Genomic DNA, 19,418 nt, shown 5'->3' with positions numbered 1-19,418 from the left:
AAGTGGCCGACGAGCTCAACGACCGCCCACGGCTCTGCCTCGGCGATCGCTCACCCAGGCAGTTGATGGCACGATGGCACAGGCAACTCGTCACACCCTGATTCGCGACGATGGCCAGAAACCGCCCACTTTCGGAAAGTCTCATCTGCCACTAATACTTCTCCGACCATGACACATCTCCTTCAGCGGCTCGCGGTGTGTACCTACACGTGTGAGGTGCTGAGTAACCGCGCGGCCTCGTGATCGCTTCCCCCGGCAGTCGGTGAGGAGACGGCCCACGCGTGAATCGCCTTTGAAGCGCTAGCGCATGCTTCCTCGTCGACGAACGAGTTTGATACTGAGGGATCTTGGGACACGCTCGCCAAGTTCTGGCACCTGTACTGGCCGGCACGCTCGACGCCGTGGCATGGTTCGTTGATCTCATGTAGGTCAGGTGCGCCATACCGACCGCCTTGCTGCCCGACCTGGTTCCCCGGGGGCCGGCGCGCGCGATGCGGATGGGCTCGGGCACGGTCGTCAGCTGTCGGGGTCCGTGTAGTTCGGTCCAGCGGTTGACGAGGGTGCGCTGCCACCGTCTCGAACTCAAATCAGCTTCGCGGCCAGCCGTTTCGCGTTCATGTAAGCGATCGCCTCGATCGAGATCATCGGGTTCACTCCCGACGCGGTCGGGAAGCAGGATGCGTCCGCGACCACGAGGTTCTTCACGTCCCAGGTCTCGCCGTCCGGGTTCAGCGCGGACGTGTCCGACGCTCCGCCCATCCGAGCGCTGCCCATGATGTGTAGCGAGGCGAGGGAGAGGCTCGCCGGCGCCGCTCCGCGCTTGCGCACCTCCGCCATGAATGACTCGATACTGCCGCCCCTGCCCGGCTCGTAGCTCACCGTCTGCTGGTGCGTGGTGAACAGCGTCGTCGCCCCCGCGGCTTCTGCCATCCGGGCAGAGCCCTCGAACCCCTTCATCAGCAGTTCGGTGTCGCCCGGTGAGAGGACGTAGCTGGCGATCGGCTCGCCATCCTTGCCAATCTTCACCGTGCCACCGGGGCCTTGTCCCTGACGAGGATGGCGATGCAGAGCATGTTCTTGAGATCCTGCATTCGCTGGAGGTGCCGGGCTCCACTGCGCCAATTCACGAATCCGGAACTGAACGCCGGAGTCATCGGAACGGTCTCGAAGAGAACGCCGTAGCCGTCGCCGTCCAGGTCGGTCCATTCGTCCACGTATCGGGCCTGCAGCGTGCCTTCCCATGGGTTCACCAGTTCGGGCATCCGGGCCCACAGCCCGGTGGCCGGGTGCAGCCGCAGGTGCTTACCGATGTTCGGGTTGCCAAGCCCGGATCGCTTGGAGCAGTGCCGGGGTCTGGATCGCACCCGCAGCGACGACGACTGCGCGGGACTTGACTGTGAGCAGATTGCCGCCGGGCGAGCCCTTGCGCTGGCCCTCGGCTGGGAGCCCTCCGGCCCTCACCTCCGCACGCTGGGTCTGAAGCTTGCCGTCGGACGTCAGATGCTCTTGACGGCAAAGCCGTTGCTCCCGTTTCTGCTCAGCTCGCCCACTGGGCGGCGAGCGACCCTCAAGCTCGCGGTGCAGCATGGCGACCGGATGTCACCCGAGGCGGCGCTGGATCTGACGAACGGACTCATTCATTGCACGGTCGCGCGACCACTCAGGCAGTGGTTCCTGACCACCGAGCACACGCTGGGGGCAATCGACTGCCCCGTCCGCATCGCCTGGTCAGAACATGACGCACTCCTGCCTCAGACTCCTTACGGTTCCCGATTCGCATCGCTGGTGCCACACGCCGAACAGATGGTGCTCCCGGACGTCGGACACGTCCCGACGTACGACGCCCCGGCGCTCGTCGTCCGGACGGTCCTAGAAATGACCGGCAGTGTCGACCGCTCGAGCTCCGGGACGTAGCACGACCTCGAGGCGAGACATCGACAGCTGGTATGCCCGGATAAGCCTGCGGCGTCGTCGCGGTCGAGCCCGACGTGCGAACACTCACCGCAGATGCGCGCCCGGCCCCGGCTGGGGGATCACATGGCGCGGGTCGCTCACCTCGTGGCCGTTGGCGCAGGTGAGCGTCACGTCGACCTTGGCTCCACAGTCGCGGTGCTCGAACCGCACCGACGGGCCCTCGGGGTCGGCGAGGTAGCGGTCGCCCCACTGCGCCATCGCGATCAGGACCGGGTAGAGCGCGAGGCCCTTGTCAGTGAGGCGGTACTCATGGCGTGCCCGCTGCCCGTGGGCCTGGTACGGCTCCTTGCGGAGGATTCCGTGCTCGACCAGTAGCCGCAGCCGGTCGGCGAGTGTCTGTCTGGGGATCGCGGTGCGCACCCGGATGTCCTCGAAGCGGCGGATCCCGTTGACCATCTCGCGGATCACCAGGAGGGTCGAGCGCTCGCCGAGGATCGCGATCGTCCGGCCGACGGTGCAGTTGACTGCGGAGTAGGCGAGTGCCGCGGGCGTGGCCATCAGGATCCTCACAAGGTCGCAATACGTGGGTTGACGTGCACAGTCTAATCACGAGACTCTGTAGTTCTCAGCATCCTCGCCGCTGCCGGAGCCCGACGGGTTCGACCATCACACCGGGTTCAGGCCCGCGATCTTCCAGTCGTCGCCCGTGTGGCGCAGCGTCACTTCGACCCGGCTGCCCGAGATCGCGGACTTGTTGCCCTTGTGTGAATTTCTTCGGTGCCGTGGCCGTCGCCCATGCCTTTGCGCCGGTGCTCGCCTCCAACGGCGGGGGAGCACTCCTCAACGTGCTGTCCGTGCTGTCGTGGATCGGCGTCGGGGATGGCTACAGCGCCACGAAGGCTGCATTGTGGTCGGCGACGAACACCCAGCGCATACAGCTGGCCGAGAACGGCACGCTGGTAACAGCGCTCTACGTGGGCTACACCGACACTCCGATGACGGCTGGGCTCGACGTCCCCAAGAACGCACCGGACGACGTGGTCTCCCAGGCCTACACCGGCCTGCTTGCCGGCGACTACGAGGTCCTTGCCGACGACCTCTCCCGTCAGGTCAAGCGCGCCCTGGCCGGGCCCGTAGAGCAGGGGGCGGCGTACCGGACCAGGCGAGGGTTTCCGTTGGCGCTGAGGTAGGTGCGCCCGTCGGGGTCGGAGTAGGACGCCTGATGTCGGCCGCTCGGCAGCTTGCGAATGTTGCCGAACCCCCGTGAACCCGCCCTCCTCGCCATCCCTGCCTCCGTCGCGTGCGATGAACGTGCGATTGGAGCAGTGTATTCGTGCCCTCCGCTGTCCGCTCGTGGCTACGTCACAGGTTCGTGTTTTCGCAGGTCAGAGACGGGTTTTGGCAGGTGATCCCTGTTGCGCGCGTTCGGTGGCAGACAATTTCGATCCCTGTTGCGCCCACCAGAGTCAGATCTGTTGTCGAGCAACCCTTCCCCTGGGTCTTGCGTCCTTGAAGGCGTAGACGCATGACGACAGGAGCAGAGATGAGACGAGCAGTACTGACGATCCTGGCCGCACTGCTGGTGCTCGGCGGGGCGGCGACGCCCGCCGGGGCCGAGAGCGGCAGCCTGGACCACCCGAGCGGTGACGCTCCGGCGAAGATCGACCTGACCAGGTTGAGCGTGGAGAACGGCAACCGCTGGTTCACGATGCGGGTCGATGTCCGCAACCTGAGGCAGAAGGGGAAGTTCAACTTCCACTACTGGGGCGGTACGGCGTCCCCGCCCGCCCGCAGCGTGCTGATCATCGTCCACCGCGTGGACGGCGAGACTCGGGCGCGGTTCCTGAGCTGCGGCCGGGAGGACTGTGCACCCGATCCGTGCGCGCGGATGCGGGTCGCGTGGCGTTCGGCCGACGACTTCATCCGGGTCTCTGCGCCTCAGCGCTGCTTCCCGCGGCCGCGCAACGACCCCGACGCGCCCGCGCCGGCGATGGGGCGGTTCTTCGCCTGGAGCCGTCTCGGTGACGGCGCCAGCGACACGGCGGGCGGGCTGCTCGCCCTCCAGCGGGGCTGACGCCGGCTCAGCGGCCGGGCTCCGTCCAGACCCGGAGTCCGGCCACCCGGTGGCCGCCGACGGCCATGGTGAGCGCGACGAACCAGCCGATCACCGTCCAGCCGGTGAAGAAGTTGATCGCCCCGATCACCTGCGCGTTGGCCTTGCCGCGGGTGGTCGCGATCGCCCACGGCAGCAGGTAGCCGCACGTCGCGAACGTCGCCGCCCACGCGATCAGGGCCTGGCGGGCCCGGTCCTGCTTGTCGGTGACGATCTCCAGGTACATGCGCGCACCCTAATGGCTCCGGACGCGTGAGAGTCCTCTCATCGGCGACTCATGGGGGACTCACCGGCCACCGATTGGCTCTTCCTCATCGCCGACAACGACAAGGAAGGGCGAACACGATGAAGATCAATCCGCTCCGGATCATGACGCTGGGCCTCGCGGGACTGGTGGCCACCGGCCTCATGGCGTTCCAGCAGAGCGCCACGGCCAGCTCGGACCAGACCATCCTCAAGCGCGACGAGGACGCCGCCGACGTCGTACTGGCTGACGACGACGATGACGACGACACCAACCGGCTGGCCCGCGACACCAACACGAACAGCCGGTCCGGCAACAGTGGGGACGCGTCCCGCACCGGAGACCGCAGCGGTCGCGACGACAGCCGGAGTGGCCGTCGGGTGAAGGACTGGACCGGCGACAACACCAACACGCGCAAGCGGGACTGGTCGCAGAACCGGACCAACGACCGGTCGCGTCACAACACCCGGTGACGTGGTGACCTCGACCCTCGCCGCACCCGCCGACGAGAGCTGGCGGCTGCGCGAAGGCGACGCCATCACCCCCGAGCTGACCGCCCTGCGGCTGCTCGGGGGTGGATCGGCGTACGAGGCCTTCCTCGCCTTCGACGAGATCACCTACGGCCCGGTCGTGGTCAAGGTGGTCCGGCCGACCGAGGTCGACGACCCGGAGACGCTGTACGGGCTCGAGCGCGAGGCGACGGCGCTCGAGATCGCCAACCACCCGGGGGTGGTGCGCGCACTGCGGTACGACGTCGACGGGCCGCGGCCGCACCTCGTCCTCGAGCACATCGAGGGCCCCCGCCTGTCGACGCTGATCCGGCGGCACGGGCGCCTGTCCGGGCAGCAGTACGTGCCGCTCGCGATCGACGTGGCCTCGGCGCTCCACTACTTCCGGCACGTCGACGTCTGCCACCTCGACATCAAGCCCAGCAACCTGATCATGGGCTCACCGGCCCGGCTGATCGACCTGTCCGTCGCGCGCTCGTCCGCCACCGCGGCGGCGATCCATGGCGTGATCGGGACCGACGCCTACCTGGCGCCCGAGCAGGCGGTCCCGGGTGCTGCGGGCGACGTGCCGGGCTTCGCCAGCGACGTCTGGGGCCTCGGGGCGACCCTCTTCCACGCCATCACGGGGGAGCGGCCGTTCCGGGCAGGGGACCGGGAGGGTGGTACGCCGGCCGAACGGCACCCGCAGGTCGCCGAGCCGCCGGGTCGGCTGCCGTCGGGCGTGCCGACTGAGGTGGTGGACGTGGTCTCCGCGGCGTTGGAGCCCCGGCCGGGCGACCGCCCGCTCCCGCACGAGATCGCCGAGGCGCTCGAGCCGGTGCTCGCGCGGCAACCGAGGGCGCGCTTGACGTTCAAGGTGAACGCCCGGCCGGTGTGAGGGCGGCGACGGTTGCTCAGCCGTTGAAGCGGTAGCCCATCCCGCGGACGGTCGCGATCGTGTCGGAGCCGAACTTCTTGCGGAGGTAGCCGACGTAGACGTCGACCACGTTGGACCCGGGGTCGAAGTCGAGGCCCCAGACGTGGTCGAGCAGCTGCTCGCGGGAGAGCACCTGGCCGGCGTTGGTCAGGAACATCTCGGCGAGCGCGAACTCCCTCGCTGACAGGTCGATCTGTCGGCCGGCGACGGACGCGCGGCGGGTGCGGAGGTCGAGCCGCACCTGCCCGGCCGTGAGCGCCTCCGGGCGCCCGTCGCCGCCGCCGGCGACCTGCCGCAGCCGGAGCTTGATCCGTGCGTTGAGCTCGGCGAAGCGGAACGGCTTCGGCATGTAGTCGTCGGCGCCGCCCTCGAGCGCGGAGACGGTGTCGCCGACGGAGTCGCGGGCGGTCAGCACGATCACGGGCACCCGCGATCCCTGCGACCGGAGCTGGTCGAGCAGCTCGAACCCGTCCATCCGCGGCAGGCCGATGTCGAGGACGACCAGGTCGAAGTCGCCGCTGAGGGCGTGGTCGAGACCGGTCGGGCCGTCCGCGACCGCCACCGCGGTGTGCCCCTCCGCGCGCAGGCCCTTGCCGATGAAGGACGCGATGCGGTGCTCGTCCTCGACGATCAGGATCCGAGCCATGCGGCTTCGTCCTCTCGGATCGGGCGGACCGCCGGCATCTCGATGACGAACATCGCGCCCCGCGGGTGGTCGGTCGGTGGGTCGGTGACGTACGCGCGGCCGCCGTGAGCGGCCGCGATGGCCGCGACGATGGACAGGCCGAGCCCGAAGCCCTCGTCGTCGGCCTGGACGGCGCTGCGGCCGAAGCGCTCGAAGATCCGCTCCCGGTCGGCGGGTTCGACCCCGTGCCCGGTGTCGCGCACCCAGCAGCGGACGACTCCGTCGACGACCGCCGTGCCGATCCCGATCTCGGCGCCGGTGTCGGTGTGCTTCACCGCGTTGTCGGCAAGCTGGAGCAGCGCCTGCGTGAGCCGCTGCTCGTCGAGCACGACGAGCTCCCTCGCGGCGTCGTACGTCGTGTCGAGGACCCACCGGCGGTCGCCGAGAGCCCGTGCCTTGGCGATCACGGTGGCGCCGAGGTCTCCGAGGTCGACCTCGACCGGGCTCAGGAAGTCGGGTCGGTCGCTCTTCGCCAGCAGGATCAGGTCGCCGACGAGCCGGGACATCCGGTCGACCTCGTCCAGCAGGAGCTCACGGGTCTCGGCGATCTCGTCCGGGCTCGCCGTGTCGAGGAGCTCGAGATGTCCGCGCAGGACGGTGAGGGGCGTCTTCAGCTCGTGCCCGGCGTCGTCGAGGAACTGCCGCTGGCCGACGAAGGCCGCCTCCAGCCGGTCGAGCATCACGTTGACGGTGCGGGTGAGCGCGGTGATGTCGTCGTTGCCGGTGGTCGGCACCCGGCGCGACAGGTCGGTGGCGCTGATCTCGTCGGCGGTACGGCGCAGCGTGCGGAGCGGGGCGAGCAGCCGCCCCGACTGCCACCACGCCACCCAGGTGATGATGAAGAGCGAGAGCAGGGCAACGATCGTGTAGGTCCGCATCGTCGAGGCGAGCTCGGCGCGGTCCTCGTCGAGATATGCGACCACGAGCAGGGCGCCGGTGGTGTCGCCCTGGCGGACCGGTTGGCTGGTGATCCGGATCTCGCCGGCGTCGGTGTCCAGGCGAACCGTGCCGCCCTCGGCGGCGAGCGGCTGCGCGGCCTCGAGGAAGACCGGGTCGTCGACGAGGGAGTCGTCCGGCCACCAGACCTCGGGCTGGTCGTCGATCCACCCGACGAGCAGCTCGTCGTCGTCCGGGACGTTGCGCTCGAGGAACGTACGGAGAAGCGCGTCGACGGAGTCGAACGGGCGCCGGGTGTCGGGGTCGATCCCGTTGTCCTCGAGCCTGCCGAACTCGTCGAGCTCCTGCTCGACCTCGCGCTGCACGGAGCCGTCGATGCGGCCGAGCTCCACGACGTAGACGATCAGGCCCGCGCCGGCCAGCGCCACCGTGACCAGCAGGGCGACCGCAGCGGTGATCCGGATCCGGACCGACAAGCCGACCCGGTGGCGCGGCGGATCAGTCGTCGTCCCCGTCATCCCCGCCGTCATCGTCGTCCCCGCCTTGATCGTTGTCGTCATCCTCCTCGACCGGCGAGGGCCTGACGACATGGTCGTCATCGTCATCGTCGTCGGACTCCGGGTCGTCGTCCTCCGACGGTCGGCTCGGGTCCGTGGGCTGCCCGGTCGGCGGGTCGGTGGTCGGCGTCGTCGAGGACTCGTCGTCACGCAGCACGATCGGGGTCCGGGGGGCAGGGTCGTCCTGGGCAGCGCTCACCAGCGAGCCCGCCACGAAGCCACCGAGGGGCAGCACGACGGCGAGGGGGAGCAGGTACTTCAGCAGCGGGCTCATGACACCTACGATCCTGACGGATGGTGGCAGGAACGTGTGGGCCGGGTGAGAGGACTCTCATCATCCGCTCGTCGCAGGCCGGCGCCCGTTCGTCGTACGACGTAGTCCGGCAACGCCCTCGCAACCCCTGCCGGCCATAGAGTGGCGCTCGTCACCACCTCACCGCAGCCGGAGGGACCGATGTTCGTACCGTTCAGCGTCCGTGACTTCCTCGACCGTGCCGTCACCGTGTACGGCGACCGGGTCGGCGTCGTCGACGAGCCGATGCAGCCCGCAGCGAGCCAGGGAGAGCTGACGTACGCACAGCTCGGCGACCTCGCGCGCCGGCAGGCCGCGCGCCTCGACCAGCTCGGCATCGCGCCGGGCGAGCGGGTCGCGGTCGTCAGCCACAACAGCAGCCGGCTGCTGACGTCGTTCTTCGGTGTGTCGGGCTGGGGCCGGGTGCTGGTGCCGGTGAACTTCCGGCTGCGTCCCGACGAGGTGCAGTACATCGTGGAGCAGTCCGGGTCCCGGGTTCTCTACGTCGACCCGGAGCTGGAGGAGTCGTTGAAGGGCGTCGACTGCGAGCACAAGTTCGTCCTCGGCACCGACTCCGACCTCTACGCGGAGCCGGGCGTCGAGCCCGAGCCGTGGGAGCACGACGAGAACGCGACCGCGACGATCAACTACACGTCGGGCACGACGGCGCGGCCCAAGGGCGTCCAGATCACGCACCGCAACATCTGGACCAACGCGATCACGTTCGGCCTGCACACGACGATCAGCGACCGCGACGTCTACCTGCACACGCTGCCGATGTTCCACGCCAACGGCTGGGGCATGCCGTTCGCGATGACCGGCGTCGGCGCGCAGCACATCGTCCTGCGCAAGGTCGACGGCGTCGAGATCCTGCGCCGGGTGCGCGACCACGGCGTCACCGTCATGTGCGCTGCGCCGGCCGTCGCGGCGGCGGTGCTGGACGCACTGCCGGACTGGGAGGGCGAGATCCCCGGCCGCGACCGGGTGCGGATCATCATGGCCGGCGCACCGCCGCCGACGAAGACTGTCGCGCGGGTCGAGCAGGAGCTGGGCTGGGAGTTCATCCAGATCTACGGGCTCACCGAGACCTCGCCGCTGCTGACGATCAACCGCCGGCGTGCTGAGTGGGACGACCTCGAGCCGGAGGAGCGGGCGCAGAAGCTCACCCGGGCCGGGGCGCCGGCGATCGGCGTCACGCTCAGGATCGACGAGTCCGAGGAGGGCTCGGGCGAGGTGCTCGCCCGGTCGAACGTGGTGCTCGAGGGCTACTGGGAGAAGCCGGAGGAGACCGAGGCCGCGCTGAAGGACGGCTGGTTCCACACCGGCGACGGCGGCATCCTCGGCGACGACGGCTACCTCACGATCGCCGACCGCAAGAAGGACGTGATCATCACCGGTGGCGAGAACGTCTCCTCGATCGAGGTCGAGGACACCCTCTTCTCCCATCCGGCCGTCGCCGAGGTCGCCGTGATCGGCGTCCCGAGCGAGAAGTGGGGCGAGACGATCAAGGCGCTCGTCGTCCTGGCCTCGGGCGCGGAGGGCGGCCCCGACATGGAGGCCGACCTGATCGCCTGGTGCAAGGAGCGACTGGCCGGCTACAAGGCGCCGACCTCGGTGGAGTTCCGCTCCGAGCTCGCCCGCACCGCGACGGGCAAGCTGCAGAAGTTCAAGCTGCGGGCGCCGTACTGGGAAGGGCGGGACCGGCAGGTCAACTGACGGCTGCAGGAATCACCGGTCCGCCGGTGATTCCTGCGCTTATCGGCCAATGCAACGGCCGACAGGCGCCAGTTTTGCCTGGGCGATGTGATCAATGGGGCCGGAGTGGCGGCGGCGCGGGCGTCAGCCCAGGGATGTGACCGCCCAGCCGGCGGAGCGGAAGGCGGCGGCGGTTTCGGTGGTCCAGGCCACCGACGCATCGTCGCGGCCGGCCACGAACGTGATCGCGGTGGGGGCCCTCGGTGGCGTCGGTACGACGAGGGGCCGGCCGCTCACCGGGTCCTCCTCGCCGCGGGCGTCGATGCAGGCGACGTGGGCGAGCTCGAGACCGAGGCGGCGCTGGTGCAGGGCGAGGCTGAGTACGGCGACGCCGGAGCTGCCGTGTCCCTCGAGGTCGAGCGGGGCGTCGGTGGCCATGCGGGCATCGCCGACGATCGCGAGCAGCTGTTCCCGGGTCAGGCCGTCGACCAGCACCACTGGTCGAGGAGTGGGCTGCTGGTCGGACGACACGGACCTAACCGTAGGGTCTGCAGAACAGGTCCCGTGGAGCAGGAACCCGGTGTGAGTCCGGGGCGGTTCCGCCACTGTGATCCCGATGAGGGACAGCCAGACACTGGCCACGGGGCTGCCGACCGATGAGGGGCGAGAACCCCGAGGAGGACCCGATGCGCTTCGCGCTGCTGTCCACGTCCGACACCGACCTGCTGTCCGCGCGCGCGAGTGGCGCCGACTACTTGCTGGGAAACCCGGCCCGCGCCGACGTTGCGGACCTCGCGCGGCTCGCCGGTGATGCGGACCTCACGATCGTGCGGCTCCTCGGCTCGCCGCAGGAGTACGACGCAGAGCTCGCCGCGGTGAAGAGCGCCGGTCGTCCGGTGGTCGTGCTCGGCGGCGAGCAGACCCCCGACGCGGCGCTGATGGCGGTCTCGACGGTGCCCGTCGGGATCGCAGCCGACGCGCACCGCTACCTGGTCGAGGGCGGCCCTGGGAACCTGGCCCAGCTCCATGCGTTCCTCTCCGACACGGTCCTGCTGACAGGCGAGGGCTTCGAACCGCCTCAGGTCGTCCCGGTGTGGGGGGTGCTGGAGCGCTCGACCCCCGAAATCGCGATAGTCCCTGACGTTTCTGTCGTTACCTGGCCGAATTCACGACAGAAACGTCAGGGAGTATCCCGCGTCGGGATCCTCTACTACCGCGCGCACCAGATGAGTGGGAACACCGCGTTCGTGCACGCCCTTGCCGACGCCGTGGACGCGACGGGCGACGCGGTCGCCGTACCGATCTTCGCGGGGTCGCTCCGGTCGGCGCCGGACGACCTGTTCGAGGCGCTCGGCACGCTGGATGCGCTGATCGTGACCGTGCTCGCGGCTGGCGGCACCGTCCCGGCCGAGGCGAGCGCCGGGGGTGATGACGAGAGCTGGGACGTCGAGCGGATCGCGGCCCTCGACATCCCGGTGCTGCAGGGGCTCTGCCTCACCAGCAGCCGCGCGGAGTGGGAGGCGTCCGATGACGGCGTCAGCCCGCTCGACTCGGCCAGCCAGGTCGCGATCCCGGAGTTCGACGGGCGGATCATCACGGCGCCGTTCTCGTTCAAGGAGACCGACCCGGAGGACCCGGAGGCGCTGCCGCGGTACGTCGCCGACCCCGAGCGCTGCGCCCGGGTCGCCGGGATCGCGGTCAACCACGCCCGACTGCGGCGTACGCCGCCGGCCGAGCGACGGCTCGCGCTGATGCTGTCGGCGTACCCCACCAAGCACGCCCGGATCGGCAACGCCGTCGGCCTCGACACCCCGGTCTCGGCAGTCCGGATGCTGCGCCGGCTGCGGGACGCGGGCTACGACCTGGGGGGCGACAACGACATCACCCGGATCATCGACGGTGACGACGACACCGAGGCCGGCGACGCGCTGATCCACGCGCTGATCGCGGCGGGTGGGCAGGACGAGGAGTGGCTGACCCACGCGCAGCTCACCGAGGCGCACGTGCGGGTCACCGCCGCCGATTACCAGGCGTGGACCGAGGACCTGCCCGACGACCTGCGCTCGAGCATGGTCGAGGCGTGGGGCGAGGCGCCGGGTCGGCTGTTCGTGAACGGGCTGAACGAGATCGTGCTCGCGACCCTGCGCGCGGGCAACGTGGTCCTGATGATCCAGCCGCCGCGGGGCTTCGGCGAGAACCCGGTCGCGATCTACCACGATCCCGAGCTGCCGCCGAGCCACCACTACCTGGCGGCGTACCGCTGGGTGGAGCGAGGCTTCGGAGCCCACGCCGTCGTCCACCTCGGCAAGCACGGGTCGATGGAGTGGCTGCCGGGCAAGAACGCCGCGCTGTCCGCGTCCTGCGCGACCGACGCGGCGATCGGCAACCTGCCGCTGATCTACCCGTTCCTGGTCAACGACCCCGGTGAGGGCGCCCAGGCCAAGCGGCGCGCACACGCCACGATCGTGGACCACCTGATCCCGCCGATGGCGCGGGCGGAGTCGTACGGCGACATCGCGCGGCTCGAGCAGCTGCTCGACGAGTACGGCAACATCGCCACGATGGACCCGGCCAAGCTGCCGGCCATCCGGGGCGAGATCTGGCAGCTCATGAAGACCGCCGAGATGCACCGCGACCTCGGGCTCGACGAGCGCCCCGAGGACGACGACTTCGACGACTTCCTGCTCCACGTCGACGGCTGGCTGTGCGAGATCAAGGACGCGCAGATCCGCGACGGCCTGCACGTGCTCGGCGGTGCGCCGGCCGGCGAGGCGCGGGTCAACCTGGTGCTCGCGATCCTGCGGGCGGCGCAGGTGTGGGGCGGCCAGGCGCAGGCGGTGCCCGGCCTGCGGGCCGCGCTCGGCCTCAAGGAGGGGGAGGCGACCACGGCCGTCGACGCCATCGAGGCGCAGGCGCGGGCCCTGGTCGAGGCGATGGAGCGGTCCGGGTGGGACCCGCGAGCCGCGGCCGACCTGCACGACGACCCGGAGGTGCAGCGCGTGCTCGCATTCGCCGCGACCGAGGTGGTGCCCCGGCTCGACCGGACGACCGACGAGCTCGACGCCGTGCTGCACGCGCTGGACGGCGGGTTCGTGCATCCCGGACCGTCGGGATCCCCGCTGCGCGGCCTGGTCAACGTGCTCCCGACCGGGCGGAACTTCTACACGGTCGACCCGCGCGCGGTCCCGTCCCGCCTCGCCTGGCAGACCGGCCAGGCGATGGCGGACTCGCTGCTGCAGCGGTACCTCGACGACGAGGGCTCCTACCCGGAGTCCGTGGGCCTGTCGGTGTGGGGCACCAGCGCGATGCGGACGTCCGGCGACGACATCGCCGAGGTGCTCGCGCTGCTCGGCGTCCGGCCCGAGTGGGACGAGGCGTCGCGCCGGGTTCGGGAGCTCGCCGTCGTACCCCTGGACGAGCTGGGTCGGCCGCGGATCGACGTCACGGTGCGGATCTCCGGCTTCTTCCGCGACGCGTTCCCGCACGTGGTCGCGCTCCTCGACGACGCGGTCCAGCTGGTCGCAGGGCTCGACGAGCCGGCCGACCAGAACTTCGTCCGCGCCCACGCCCAGGCCGACCTCGCGGCGCACGGCGACCAGCGGCGCGCGACGACGCGGATCTTCGGCTCCAAGCCGGGGGCGTACGGCGCCGGGCTGCTCCAGGCGATCGAGGCAGGGTCGTGGCGCGACGACAAGGACCTCGCCGAGGTCTACACGGCGTGGGGCGGCTTCGCCTACGGGCGTGGGCTGGACGGCGTACCGGCTGCCGACGACATGCGCACGAACTACCGCCGGATCAAGGTGGCGGCCAAGAACGTCGACAGCCGCGAGCACGACATCGCCGACAGCGACGACTACTTCCAGTACCACGGCGGCATGGTCGCCACCGTTCGTGCGCTGTCCGGTGCGGACCCGAAGGCGTACGTCGGCGACTCGACCTCGCCCGACGCGATCCGCACCCGGACCCTGCAGGAGGAGACCAACCGGGTCTTCCGTGCCCGGGTCGTGAACCCGCGGTGGATCGGCGCGATGCAGCGGCACGGCTACAAGGGCGCGTTCGAGCAGGCGGCGACCGTGGACTACCTGTTCGGGTTCGACGCCACCGCGGGGGTCGTCCACGACTGGATGTACCAGGCGCTGGCGAAGGAGTACGTCCTCGACGAGACCAACCAGGAGTTCCTGCGCCGCTCCAACCCGTGGGCGCTGCGGGGGATGGTGGAGCGCCTGCACGAGGCCGCCGAGCGCGGCCTGTGGGAGGAGCCGGACCCGGAGGTGATGGCCGCGCTGCAGGCGGTCTACCTCGAGGTCGAGGGCGAGCTGGAGGACAGATGAGGGTCCGCATCATCGGCATCGGGATGGGGCCGCACCAGGTCACCCCCGAGGCCGCTGACGCGCTCCGCGACGCCGACTACGTGATCGCCGCGGAGAAGCGTGACGGCGATGCGCTGCTCGCGATCCGGCGCGAGATCGCCGACGCGTACGGCGTGCCGGTCGTGGTGGTTCCCGATCCGGCGCGGGACCGGGAACCGACGGGCGACGGCGGGTACGTCGGCGCCGTCGCCGGCTGGCACGCCGCCCGGGTGGCGGCCTACGAGGCGGTGCTCGCGGAGCGGCCGGGCACGGCCGCGTTCCTGGTCTGGGGCGACCCGGCGTTCTACGACTCCACGATCCGGATCGTGGAGGCGATCGCGGAGCGGGGCTCGGTCGAGGTGGAGTACGACGTCGTGCCCGGGATCAGTGCGCTCCAGCTGCTGGCCGCGCGCCACCGGATCGTGCTGCACGACATCGGGCAGCCGTTGCACGTCACCACCGGCCGGCTGCTGGCCGACGCGGTGTCGGCCGGGCAGACGAACATCGCGGTCATGCTGAACCGCTCCGTCGAGCTCGACGGGCTCGAGGACTGGACGATCTGGTGGGGTGGCAACCTGGGCCGGCCCGAGGAGGAGCTGGTGGCGGGGCGGGTGGGTGACGTGCTCGAGGAGATCGCCATGGCGCGGGAGCGGATCCGGGGCGCGGCAGGGTGGGTGCTCGACATCTTCGTGGTGCGGAGGGCCGCCGGGTGATGGTCATCTACAGCCCCATGGGTCACATCGGGCAGGCAGTTCTGTCACTTGTTGGGTGTTGCAACGGCCGACAAGTGCAGGAATCACCGGTCGACCGGGGATTCCTGCAATGACCGCCCTCCTCGTCGCCGGCATGACCTCCGACGCCGGCAAGAGCGTCGTGGTGACCGGGCTGTGCCGGGCGCTCGCCCGGCGCGGGATCGACGTGGCGCCGTTCAAGGCGCAGAACATGTCGAACAACTCGATGGTCGTCGTCGGTGAGGACGGCGTCGCGGGGGAGATCGGCCGTGCCCAGTGGGTCCAGGCGCTCGCGGCCGGCGTCACCCCCGAGGTCGCGATGAACCCGGTCCTGCTGAAGCCGGGCAGCGACCGCCGCAGCCACGTCGTACGGATGGGGCAGCCGGACGGCGAGATCTCCGCGCGCGACTTCACCTCCGGCCGCGAGCGGCTGGCGGCGTCGGCGTTCGCGGCGTTCGACGACCTGCGGTCGCGGTTCGACCTGGTGGTGGCCGAGGGCGCCGGCAGCCCGGCGGAGATCAACCTGCGGGCGTCGGACTACGTGAACATGGGGCTCGCGCAGCACGGCGACGTCCCGACCATCGTGGTGGGCGACATCGACCGCGGCGGGTGGTTCGCGTCGGCGTACGGGACGGTCATGCTCCTCGACGAGGCCGACCGGGCGCTCATCAAGGGGTTCGTCGTCAACAAGTTCCGCGGCGACGTCGACCTGCTGCGGCCGGGGCTCGCGGACCTCGAGGAGCGGACGGGCCGGCCGACGTACGGCGTCCTCCCGTGGCACCCCGATCTCTGGCTCGACTCCGAGGACGCGCTCGATCTCGAGGGTCGCCGCTCCGCCGAAGGCGCTCGGAAGGTGGCCGTCGTGCGGCTGCCGCGGATCAGCAACTTCACCGACGTCGACGCGCTGGGGCTGGAGCCCGGGCTGGACGTGGTGTTCGTGTCCGACCCGGCGCGGCTGGCCGAGGCCGACCTCGTCGTGCTGCCCGGCACCCGGTCGACGACGGCCGACCTGGCGTGGCTGCGGTCGCGGGGGCTGGACCGGGCCATCGTCGAGCACGCCCGTTCGGGACGGCCGGTCCTGGGGATCTGCGGTGGCTGCCAGATGCTCGGGCGCACGATCGCCGACCCGGAGGGCGTCGAGGGCGTGGCCGGTGCCGAGGTCGAGGGGCTCGGCCTGTTGGAGCTGACCACGACGTTCGGCGCGGAGAAGGTGCTGCGCCTGCAGGAGCCTTCCGGCTACGAGATCCACCACGGCCGGGTGTCGGGCGAGACCCGCTCCGGCACCGTCGTCGGGACGATGGTGCACGGGTCGCTCGAGGACGACGCGGTCCGGTCGTCGTACCTCCGCGAGGCGCTGGACGTCGAGTCGGCCGCATCGTTCCCGAAAGCGCGCGAGCGCCGTCTCGACGTCCTCGGTGACCTGGTCGAGGAGCACCTCGACGTCGATGCCTTGCTGGAGCTGGCCCGGTGAAGGTGCTGATCCTCGGCGGTACGTCGGAGGCGCGCGAGCTCGCCGCCGCGCTGGTCGACGCCGGGGTCGACGTGGTCACGTCGCTCGCGGGACGGGTCGCGGAACCCCGGCTGCCGGTCGGTGCGGTGCGGATCGGCGGGTTCGGGGGAGTCGAGGGCCTGCGCGCGGCGCTCGGTGAGTACGACGTCGTCGTCGACGCGACGCACCCGTTCGCGGCCGGGATGACGGCCAACGCCGCGGCCGCCTGCCCGGCCGAGGGCGTCCCGCTGCTCCGCCTCGAACGGCCCGGCTGGGCGGACCGTTCCGGGCCGTCCTGGACCTGGGTCGACACCCACGAGGAGGCGGCGACCGCCGCGCGCGACCTCGGCGCTCGCCCGTTCCTGACGGTCGGCCGCCAGGAGCTGGGCCGCTTCGTCCCGGCGCTGGGGGAGCGGGCGGCACTGGCCCGGGTCGTCGACGTACCTGCGATCGAGCTCCCGCCCGCCTGGACGCTGCTGACCTCGCGCGGCCCGTACCTGCTCGACGGCGAGCTGGCCCTGATGCGGGACCACCGGACCGACGTGCTGGTCACGAAGGACTCCGGCGGGTCCTACACCTGGCCGAAGCTCGAGGCCGCGGCCACGCTCGGCGTCCCGGTCGTCGTCGTACGACGGGCGCCCGGCCCGGTGGGCGTGGAGACGGTCACCGAGGTCGCACGGGCAACTGCCTGGGTGGCCGCTCGACGAGCCTGATCGGGCGTACGCTGAGGCCAGGAATCCCGGCCCCTGGAGGCTGCCATGGCCCTACAGATCTGCTGCACCTGCGGCTACACCTTCCGCGCGGAGGACGACGACGCGCTGTGGATCAAGGCCCAGGCCCATATCAAGGACAGTCACCCCGAGATGATCGGCATGGTCCAGCGCGAGGACATCCTCGCCCAGGCCGAGCTGGTCTGACCTACGACCGGCGCTGCGGCCGTCAGGCCCGGCTGTCCAGGCGGAGCAGCCGCTCGTGGATGGCCGTCGTCTGAGGGTCCGGGCTGGTGCCGAGCTCCTCGGCGAGCAGCTGACGCAGGCCCTCGTAGACACGCAGTGCCTCGGCTCGGTTGCCGGTGCGCTCCAGGGCCTCCATCAGCAGTCGGTAGCCGCTCTCGCGGAACGGTGCCTCGTGGACCAGGTCGCGGGCGAGCCGTTCCGTCTCCGCACGCGACTCCGACGGCAGCTCGAGCAGGCACCGGGCGTGGATCTCCAGTCCACGCAGGCCGACCTCGGTCAGCCGCGGCCGCCAGGCGTCGATCCAGGGCGCCTCGTGGCCGAGCATGAAGGTCCGGGATCCGATGAGATGGGCCGTGTGTGCTGGCTGGAAGGCTCCGCGCCAGTCGCCGGCCGCCGCGGCCGACTCGGCCCGGTGCAGCGCGTCGACGGCCCAGTGCACGTCGACGAGTGCTTCGTCGGCCGCGACGAACCGCAGTGAGGTGCGCCCGTCGATCCTTTCGGTTCCCACGACCCGTCGTACCTTCGAGAGCAGCGGAGCCAGCGCTCCGCCCGCGTCCGGCGGAGGGCTGTCGCCCCACACCGCGTCGACGAGCTCGTCCCGGGTGACCCAGCGGTCCAGGTTCACGGCCAGGTAGCCGAGCAGGCGGGCGCCCTGCTTTCCCGGGAGGCGCGCTTCGACCCGGACGCCGTCGCGACTGATCGCGAGGTGGCCGCAGAGCTGCACTCGCAGGGACCACGCCAAGGTTTCGCCAACCTTTCCGCCACGGTTGCGCCAACGGCGCGGCTGCATCCTGCCGGCGAGGGAGCAATCGGCTCCCAGTATCCAAGGAGGAAGCCATGTCGTACATCATCAACTGCCCCGACGGTGTGACCGTTCGCGGAGAGACCCACGACGAGCTGCTGGCCAACGCCGAGGCGCACCTCCGCGAGGCGCACCCCGACCTCGTCGGCAAGGTGAGCCGGGACGAGCTGCTCAGCCAGGCCCGGGCGGTCTGAGATGACCACCACCGACTTCGACGACGCCCGGGCCGAGGAGTTCGTCGGCAAGGCGCTGACGGACACCAGCGGGTTCTCCACGACGATCCTGGCCGGCATCGGGGACCGGCTCGGACTGTGGCGAGTGCTGGCCGACCACGGGCCGCTGACGAGTGGCGAGCTCGCGGAGCGTGCCGACATCGTCGAGCGCTACGCCCGTGAGTGGCTCGGCGGCATGGCGACGGCCGGCTACCTGGAGTACGCCCCGGAGGCCGGCCGGTGGACCCTCCCGCTGGAGCACGTTCCCGTGCTCGCCGACGAGGGTGGACCGGTGTTCTTCGGGGGCACGTTCCAGATGCTGCGCGGGATGGCGAGCGTCCACGACGAGCTGCTGGAGGTCTTCCGGACCGGGGGAGGCGTGAAGCAGGAGGCATACCACCCGGACATGTGGGACGGGATGGAGCGATTCACTGCCGGCTGGTTCGAGAACCACCTGATCCCGGAGTGGATGCCGGCACTCCCGGACGTGGATACCGCCCTGCGAGCCGGCGCCTCGGTCGCCGATGTCGGCTGTGGGCGGGGTCGCGGCCTGATCAAGCTCGCGCGCGCCTACCCGGAATCGACCTTCGTCGGGATCGACGCGTTCCAGGGCACCATCGACGCAGCGCGGGCCAACGTCGAGGCGGCGGGGCTCAGTGACCGGGTGACCATCGTGCACGCCGACGCCGCGACCGAGATCCCGGGCGAGTACGACGTGATCTTCACCTTCGACGTCGTGCACGACGCAGTGGACCCGGCCGGCCTGCTGCGCCAGATCCGGGCCGCGCTGCGACCGGGCGGGGCGTACGTGTGCCTCGACATCAACGCCTCGCACCGGCTGGAGGAGAACGTCGGACCGCTGGGCGCGCTCTTCCACGGCTGCAGCGTCATGTACTGCATGACGACCTCGCTGGCCGGCGGTGGCGAGGGTCTGGGCACGGTCGGGTTCAACGAGGACGTGGCACGCAGGATGTGCGCGGAAGCCGGATTCTCGTCCGTGCGCCGGGTGCCCATGGAGAACCCGTTCAACATCCTCTACGAGATCAGGCCCTGACCG

General features: G+C 70.6%; 23 protein-coding genes and 1 riboswitch. Of the genes, 13 read left to right on the top strand and 10 right to left on the bottom strand.

Going from position 1 to position 19,418, the window contains the following annotated elements; all coding sequences use genetic code 11:
* Window positions 1–582 precede the first annotated feature (582 nt).
* Entirely contained in the window at window positions 583–1,026 is a 444-nt protein-coding gene (locus tag D0Z08_RS23620) for a GMC family oxidoreductase (protein WP_182481457.1), read from the bottom strand.
* Window positions 1,023–1,262 carry a hypothetical protein gene (locus D0Z08_RS32325; RefSeq protein ID WP_182481456.1) on the bottom strand — a complete coding sequence of 80 codons (240 nt, stop codon included), beginning with the start codon at window positions 1,260–1,262 and terminating at the stop codon, window positions 1,023–1,025. Before D0Z08_RS32325 ends, D0Z08_RS23620 begins: the two co-directional genes overlap by 4 nt.
* Window positions 1,263–1,308: 46 nt before the next feature.
* On the opposite strand from D0Z08_RS32325, the gene D0Z08_RS23615 reads away from it, so the two are divergent.
* Window positions 1,309–1,914: an alpha/beta fold hydrolase gene (locus D0Z08_RS23615; protein WP_118927721.1), complete on the top strand. Its 606-nt coding sequence runs from the start codon at window positions 1,309–1,311 to the stop codon at window positions 1,912–1,914.
* A gap of 84 nt (window positions 1,915–1,998) precedes the next feature.
* Here the strand turns inward: D0Z08_RS23615 and D0Z08_RS23610 are convergent, their stop codons facing one another.
* Entirely contained in the window at window positions 1,999–2,472 is a 474-nt protein-coding gene (locus tag D0Z08_RS23610) for a winged helix-turn-helix transcriptional regulator (protein ID WP_118927720.1), read from the bottom strand.
* Here D0Z08_RS23610 and D0Z08_RS32720 point away from each other — a divergent pair.
* Window positions 2,454–3,104: an SDR family NAD(P)-dependent oxidoreductase gene (locus D0Z08_RS32720; RefSeq protein ID WP_342772374.1), complete on the top strand. Its 651-nt coding sequence runs from the start codon at window positions 2,454–2,456 to the stop codon at window positions 3,102–3,104. The two genes, D0Z08_RS23610 and D0Z08_RS32720, sit on opposite strands and share 19 nt — an antisense overlap.
* Here D0Z08_RS32720 and D0Z08_RS33835 read toward each other — a convergent pair.
* Window positions 3,020–3,199, bottom strand: a complete 180-nt coding sequence (locus tag D0Z08_RS33835; RefSeq protein ID WP_118927719.1) for a hypothetical protein — start codon at window positions 3,197–3,199, stop codon at window positions 3,020–3,022. The two genes, D0Z08_RS32720 and D0Z08_RS33835, sit on opposite strands and share 85 nt — an antisense overlap.
* Window positions 3,200–3,457: 258 nt before the next feature.
* On the opposite strand from D0Z08_RS33835, the gene D0Z08_RS23595 reads away from it, so the two are divergent.
* On the top strand, window positions 3,458–3,988 hold the full coding sequence (locus D0Z08_RS23595) for a hypothetical protein (RefSeq protein ID WP_118927718.1): 531 nt from the start codon (window positions 3,458–3,460) through the stop codon (window positions 3,986–3,988).
* Window positions 3,989–3,995: 7 nt separating this feature from the next.
* Here D0Z08_RS23595 and D0Z08_RS23590 read toward each other — a convergent pair whose 3' ends face one another.
* Window positions 3,996–4,253, bottom strand: a complete 258-nt coding sequence (locus D0Z08_RS23590) for a superinfection immunity protein (RefSeq protein ID WP_118927717.1) — start codon at window positions 4,251–4,253, stop codon at window positions 3,996–3,998.
* A gap of 119 nt (window positions 4,254–4,372) precedes the next feature.
* Between D0Z08_RS23590 and D0Z08_RS31745 the strand changes: the two genes are divergently transcribed.
* Both D0Z08_RS31745 and D0Z08_RS23585 read left to right on the top strand, forming a co-directional pair.
* Entirely contained in the window at window positions 4,373–4,744 is a 372-nt protein-coding gene (locus D0Z08_RS31745) for a hypothetical protein (protein WP_147381521.1), read from the top strand.
* 4 nt (window positions 4,745–4,748) lie between these two features.
* Complete coding sequence (locus D0Z08_RS23585) at window positions 4,749–5,657, top strand: serine/threonine-protein kinase (RefSeq protein ID WP_118927742.1); 909 nt, start codon at window positions 4,749–4,751, stop codon at window positions 5,655–5,657.
* A gap of 16 nt (window positions 5,658–5,673) precedes the next feature.
* On the opposite strand, the gene D0Z08_RS23580 is transcribed toward D0Z08_RS23585, so the two are convergent.
* From D0Z08_RS23580 to D0Z08_RS32320, 3 genes are read right to left on the bottom strand one after another with little or no spacing between them, the layout of a single operon-like run.
* The gene (locus D0Z08_RS23580) at window positions 5,674–6,342 is read right to left on the bottom strand and encodes a response regulator transcription factor (RefSeq protein WP_118927716.1); all 669 of its coding nucleotides are present in this window, start codon (window positions 6,340–6,342) and stop codon (window positions 5,674–5,676) included.
* A complete protein-coding gene (locus D0Z08_RS23575; protein ID WP_245994357.1) occupies window positions 6,327–7,838 on the bottom strand; it encodes a sensor histidine kinase in 1,512 nt (503 codons plus the stop codon). The genes D0Z08_RS23580 and D0Z08_RS23575 overlap by 16 nt, the downstream gene beginning before the upstream one ends.
* Complete coding sequence (locus D0Z08_RS32320) at window positions 7,777–8,109, bottom strand: hypothetical protein (protein WP_182481455.1); 333 nt, start codon at window positions 8,107–8,109, stop codon at window positions 7,777–7,779. The genes D0Z08_RS23575 and D0Z08_RS32320 overlap by 62 nt, the downstream gene beginning before the upstream one ends.
* Window positions 8,110–8,289: 180 nt before the next feature.
* Here D0Z08_RS32320 and D0Z08_RS23565 point away from each other — a divergent pair, with 180 nt between their 5' ends.
* Window positions 8,290–9,843: an AMP-binding protein gene (locus D0Z08_RS23565; protein WP_118927713.1), complete on the top strand. Its 1,554-nt coding sequence runs from the start codon at window positions 8,290–8,292 to the stop codon at window positions 9,841–9,843.
* Between the two features lie 123 nt (window positions 9,844–9,966).
* Here D0Z08_RS23565 and D0Z08_RS23560 read toward each other — a convergent pair whose 3' ends face one another.
* A complete protein-coding gene (locus D0Z08_RS23560) occupies window positions 9,967–10,353 on the bottom strand; it encodes a hypothetical protein (RefSeq protein WP_147381520.1) in 387 nt (128 codons plus the stop codon).
* Window positions 10,350–10,479, top strand: a riboswitch (cobalamin riboswitch). It overlaps the preceding gene by 4 nt.
* Between D0Z08_RS23560 and cobN the strand changes: the two genes are divergently transcribed.
* The 5 genes from cobN (at window position 10,479) to D0Z08_RS23535 (ending at window position 17,308) form a co-directional block, all read left to right on the top strand.
* Window positions 10,479–14,153 carry a cobaltochelatase subunit CobN gene (cobN, locus tag D0Z08_RS23555; protein ID WP_245994354.1) on the top strand — a complete coding sequence of 1,225 codons (3,675 nt, stop codon included), beginning with the start codon at window positions 10,479–10,481 and terminating at the stop codon, window positions 14,151–14,153. It overlaps the preceding riboswitch by 1 nt.
* A complete protein-coding gene (gene cobF / locus D0Z08_RS23550; protein WP_118927711.1) occupies window positions 14,150–14,884 on the top strand; it encodes a precorrin-6A synthase (deacetylating) in 735 nt (244 codons plus the stop codon). Before cobN ends, cobF begins: the two co-directional genes overlap by 4 nt.
* 109 nt (window positions 14,885–14,993) lie before the next feature.
* Window positions 14,994–16,373 carry a cobyric acid synthase gene (locus D0Z08_RS23545; RefSeq protein ID WP_118927710.1) on the top strand — a complete coding sequence of 460 codons (1,380 nt, stop codon included), beginning with the start codon at window positions 14,994–14,996 and terminating at the stop codon, window positions 16,371–16,373.
* The gene (locus D0Z08_RS23540) at window positions 16,370–17,104 is read left to right on the top strand and encodes a cobalt-precorrin-6A reductase (protein WP_118927709.1); all 735 of its coding nucleotides are present in this window, start codon (window positions 16,370–16,372) and stop codon (window positions 17,102–17,104) included. The genes D0Z08_RS23545 and D0Z08_RS23540 overlap by 4 nt, the downstream gene beginning before the upstream one ends.
* A 45-nt stretch (window positions 17,105–17,149) precedes the next feature.
* Window positions 17,150–17,308 carry a DUF1059 domain-containing protein gene (locus D0Z08_RS23535; protein ID WP_118927708.1) on the top strand — a complete coding sequence of 53 codons (159 nt, stop codon included), beginning with the start codon at window positions 17,150–17,152 and terminating at the stop codon, window positions 17,306–17,308.
* Window positions 17,309–17,330: 22 nt separating this feature from the next.
* Here D0Z08_RS23535 and D0Z08_RS23530 read toward each other — a convergent pair whose 3' ends face one another.
* Window positions 17,331–18,089: an AfsR/SARP family transcriptional regulator gene (locus D0Z08_RS23530; protein ID WP_182481454.1), complete on the bottom strand. Its 759-nt coding sequence runs from the start codon at window positions 18,087–18,089 to the stop codon at window positions 17,331–17,333.
* Between the two features lie 95 nt (window positions 18,090–18,184).
* Between D0Z08_RS23530 and D0Z08_RS23525 the strand changes: the two genes are divergently transcribed.
* Both D0Z08_RS23525 and D0Z08_RS23520 read left to right on the top strand, forming a co-directional pair.
* Window positions 18,185–18,343, top strand: coding sequence for a DUF1059 domain-containing protein (locus D0Z08_RS23525; protein WP_118927706.1), 159 nt, complete (start codon window positions 18,185–18,187; stop codon window positions 18,341–18,343).
* Between the two features lies 1 nt (window position 18,344).
* Window positions 18,345–19,415: a class I SAM-dependent methyltransferase gene (locus tag D0Z08_RS23520; protein ID WP_118927705.1), complete on the top strand. Its 1,071-nt coding sequence runs from the start codon at window positions 18,345–18,347 to the stop codon at window positions 19,413–19,415.
* Window positions 19,416–19,418: the final 3 nt, after the last annotated feature.

The sequence above is a fragment of the Nocardioides immobilis genome (assembly GCF_003515065.1).
Classification (GTDB): domain Bacteria; phylum Actinomycetota; class Actinomycetes; order Propionibacteriales; family Nocardioidaceae; genus Nocardioides; species Nocardioides immobilis.
This window is presented reverse-complemented; position numbering and strand designations above follow the sequence as displayed.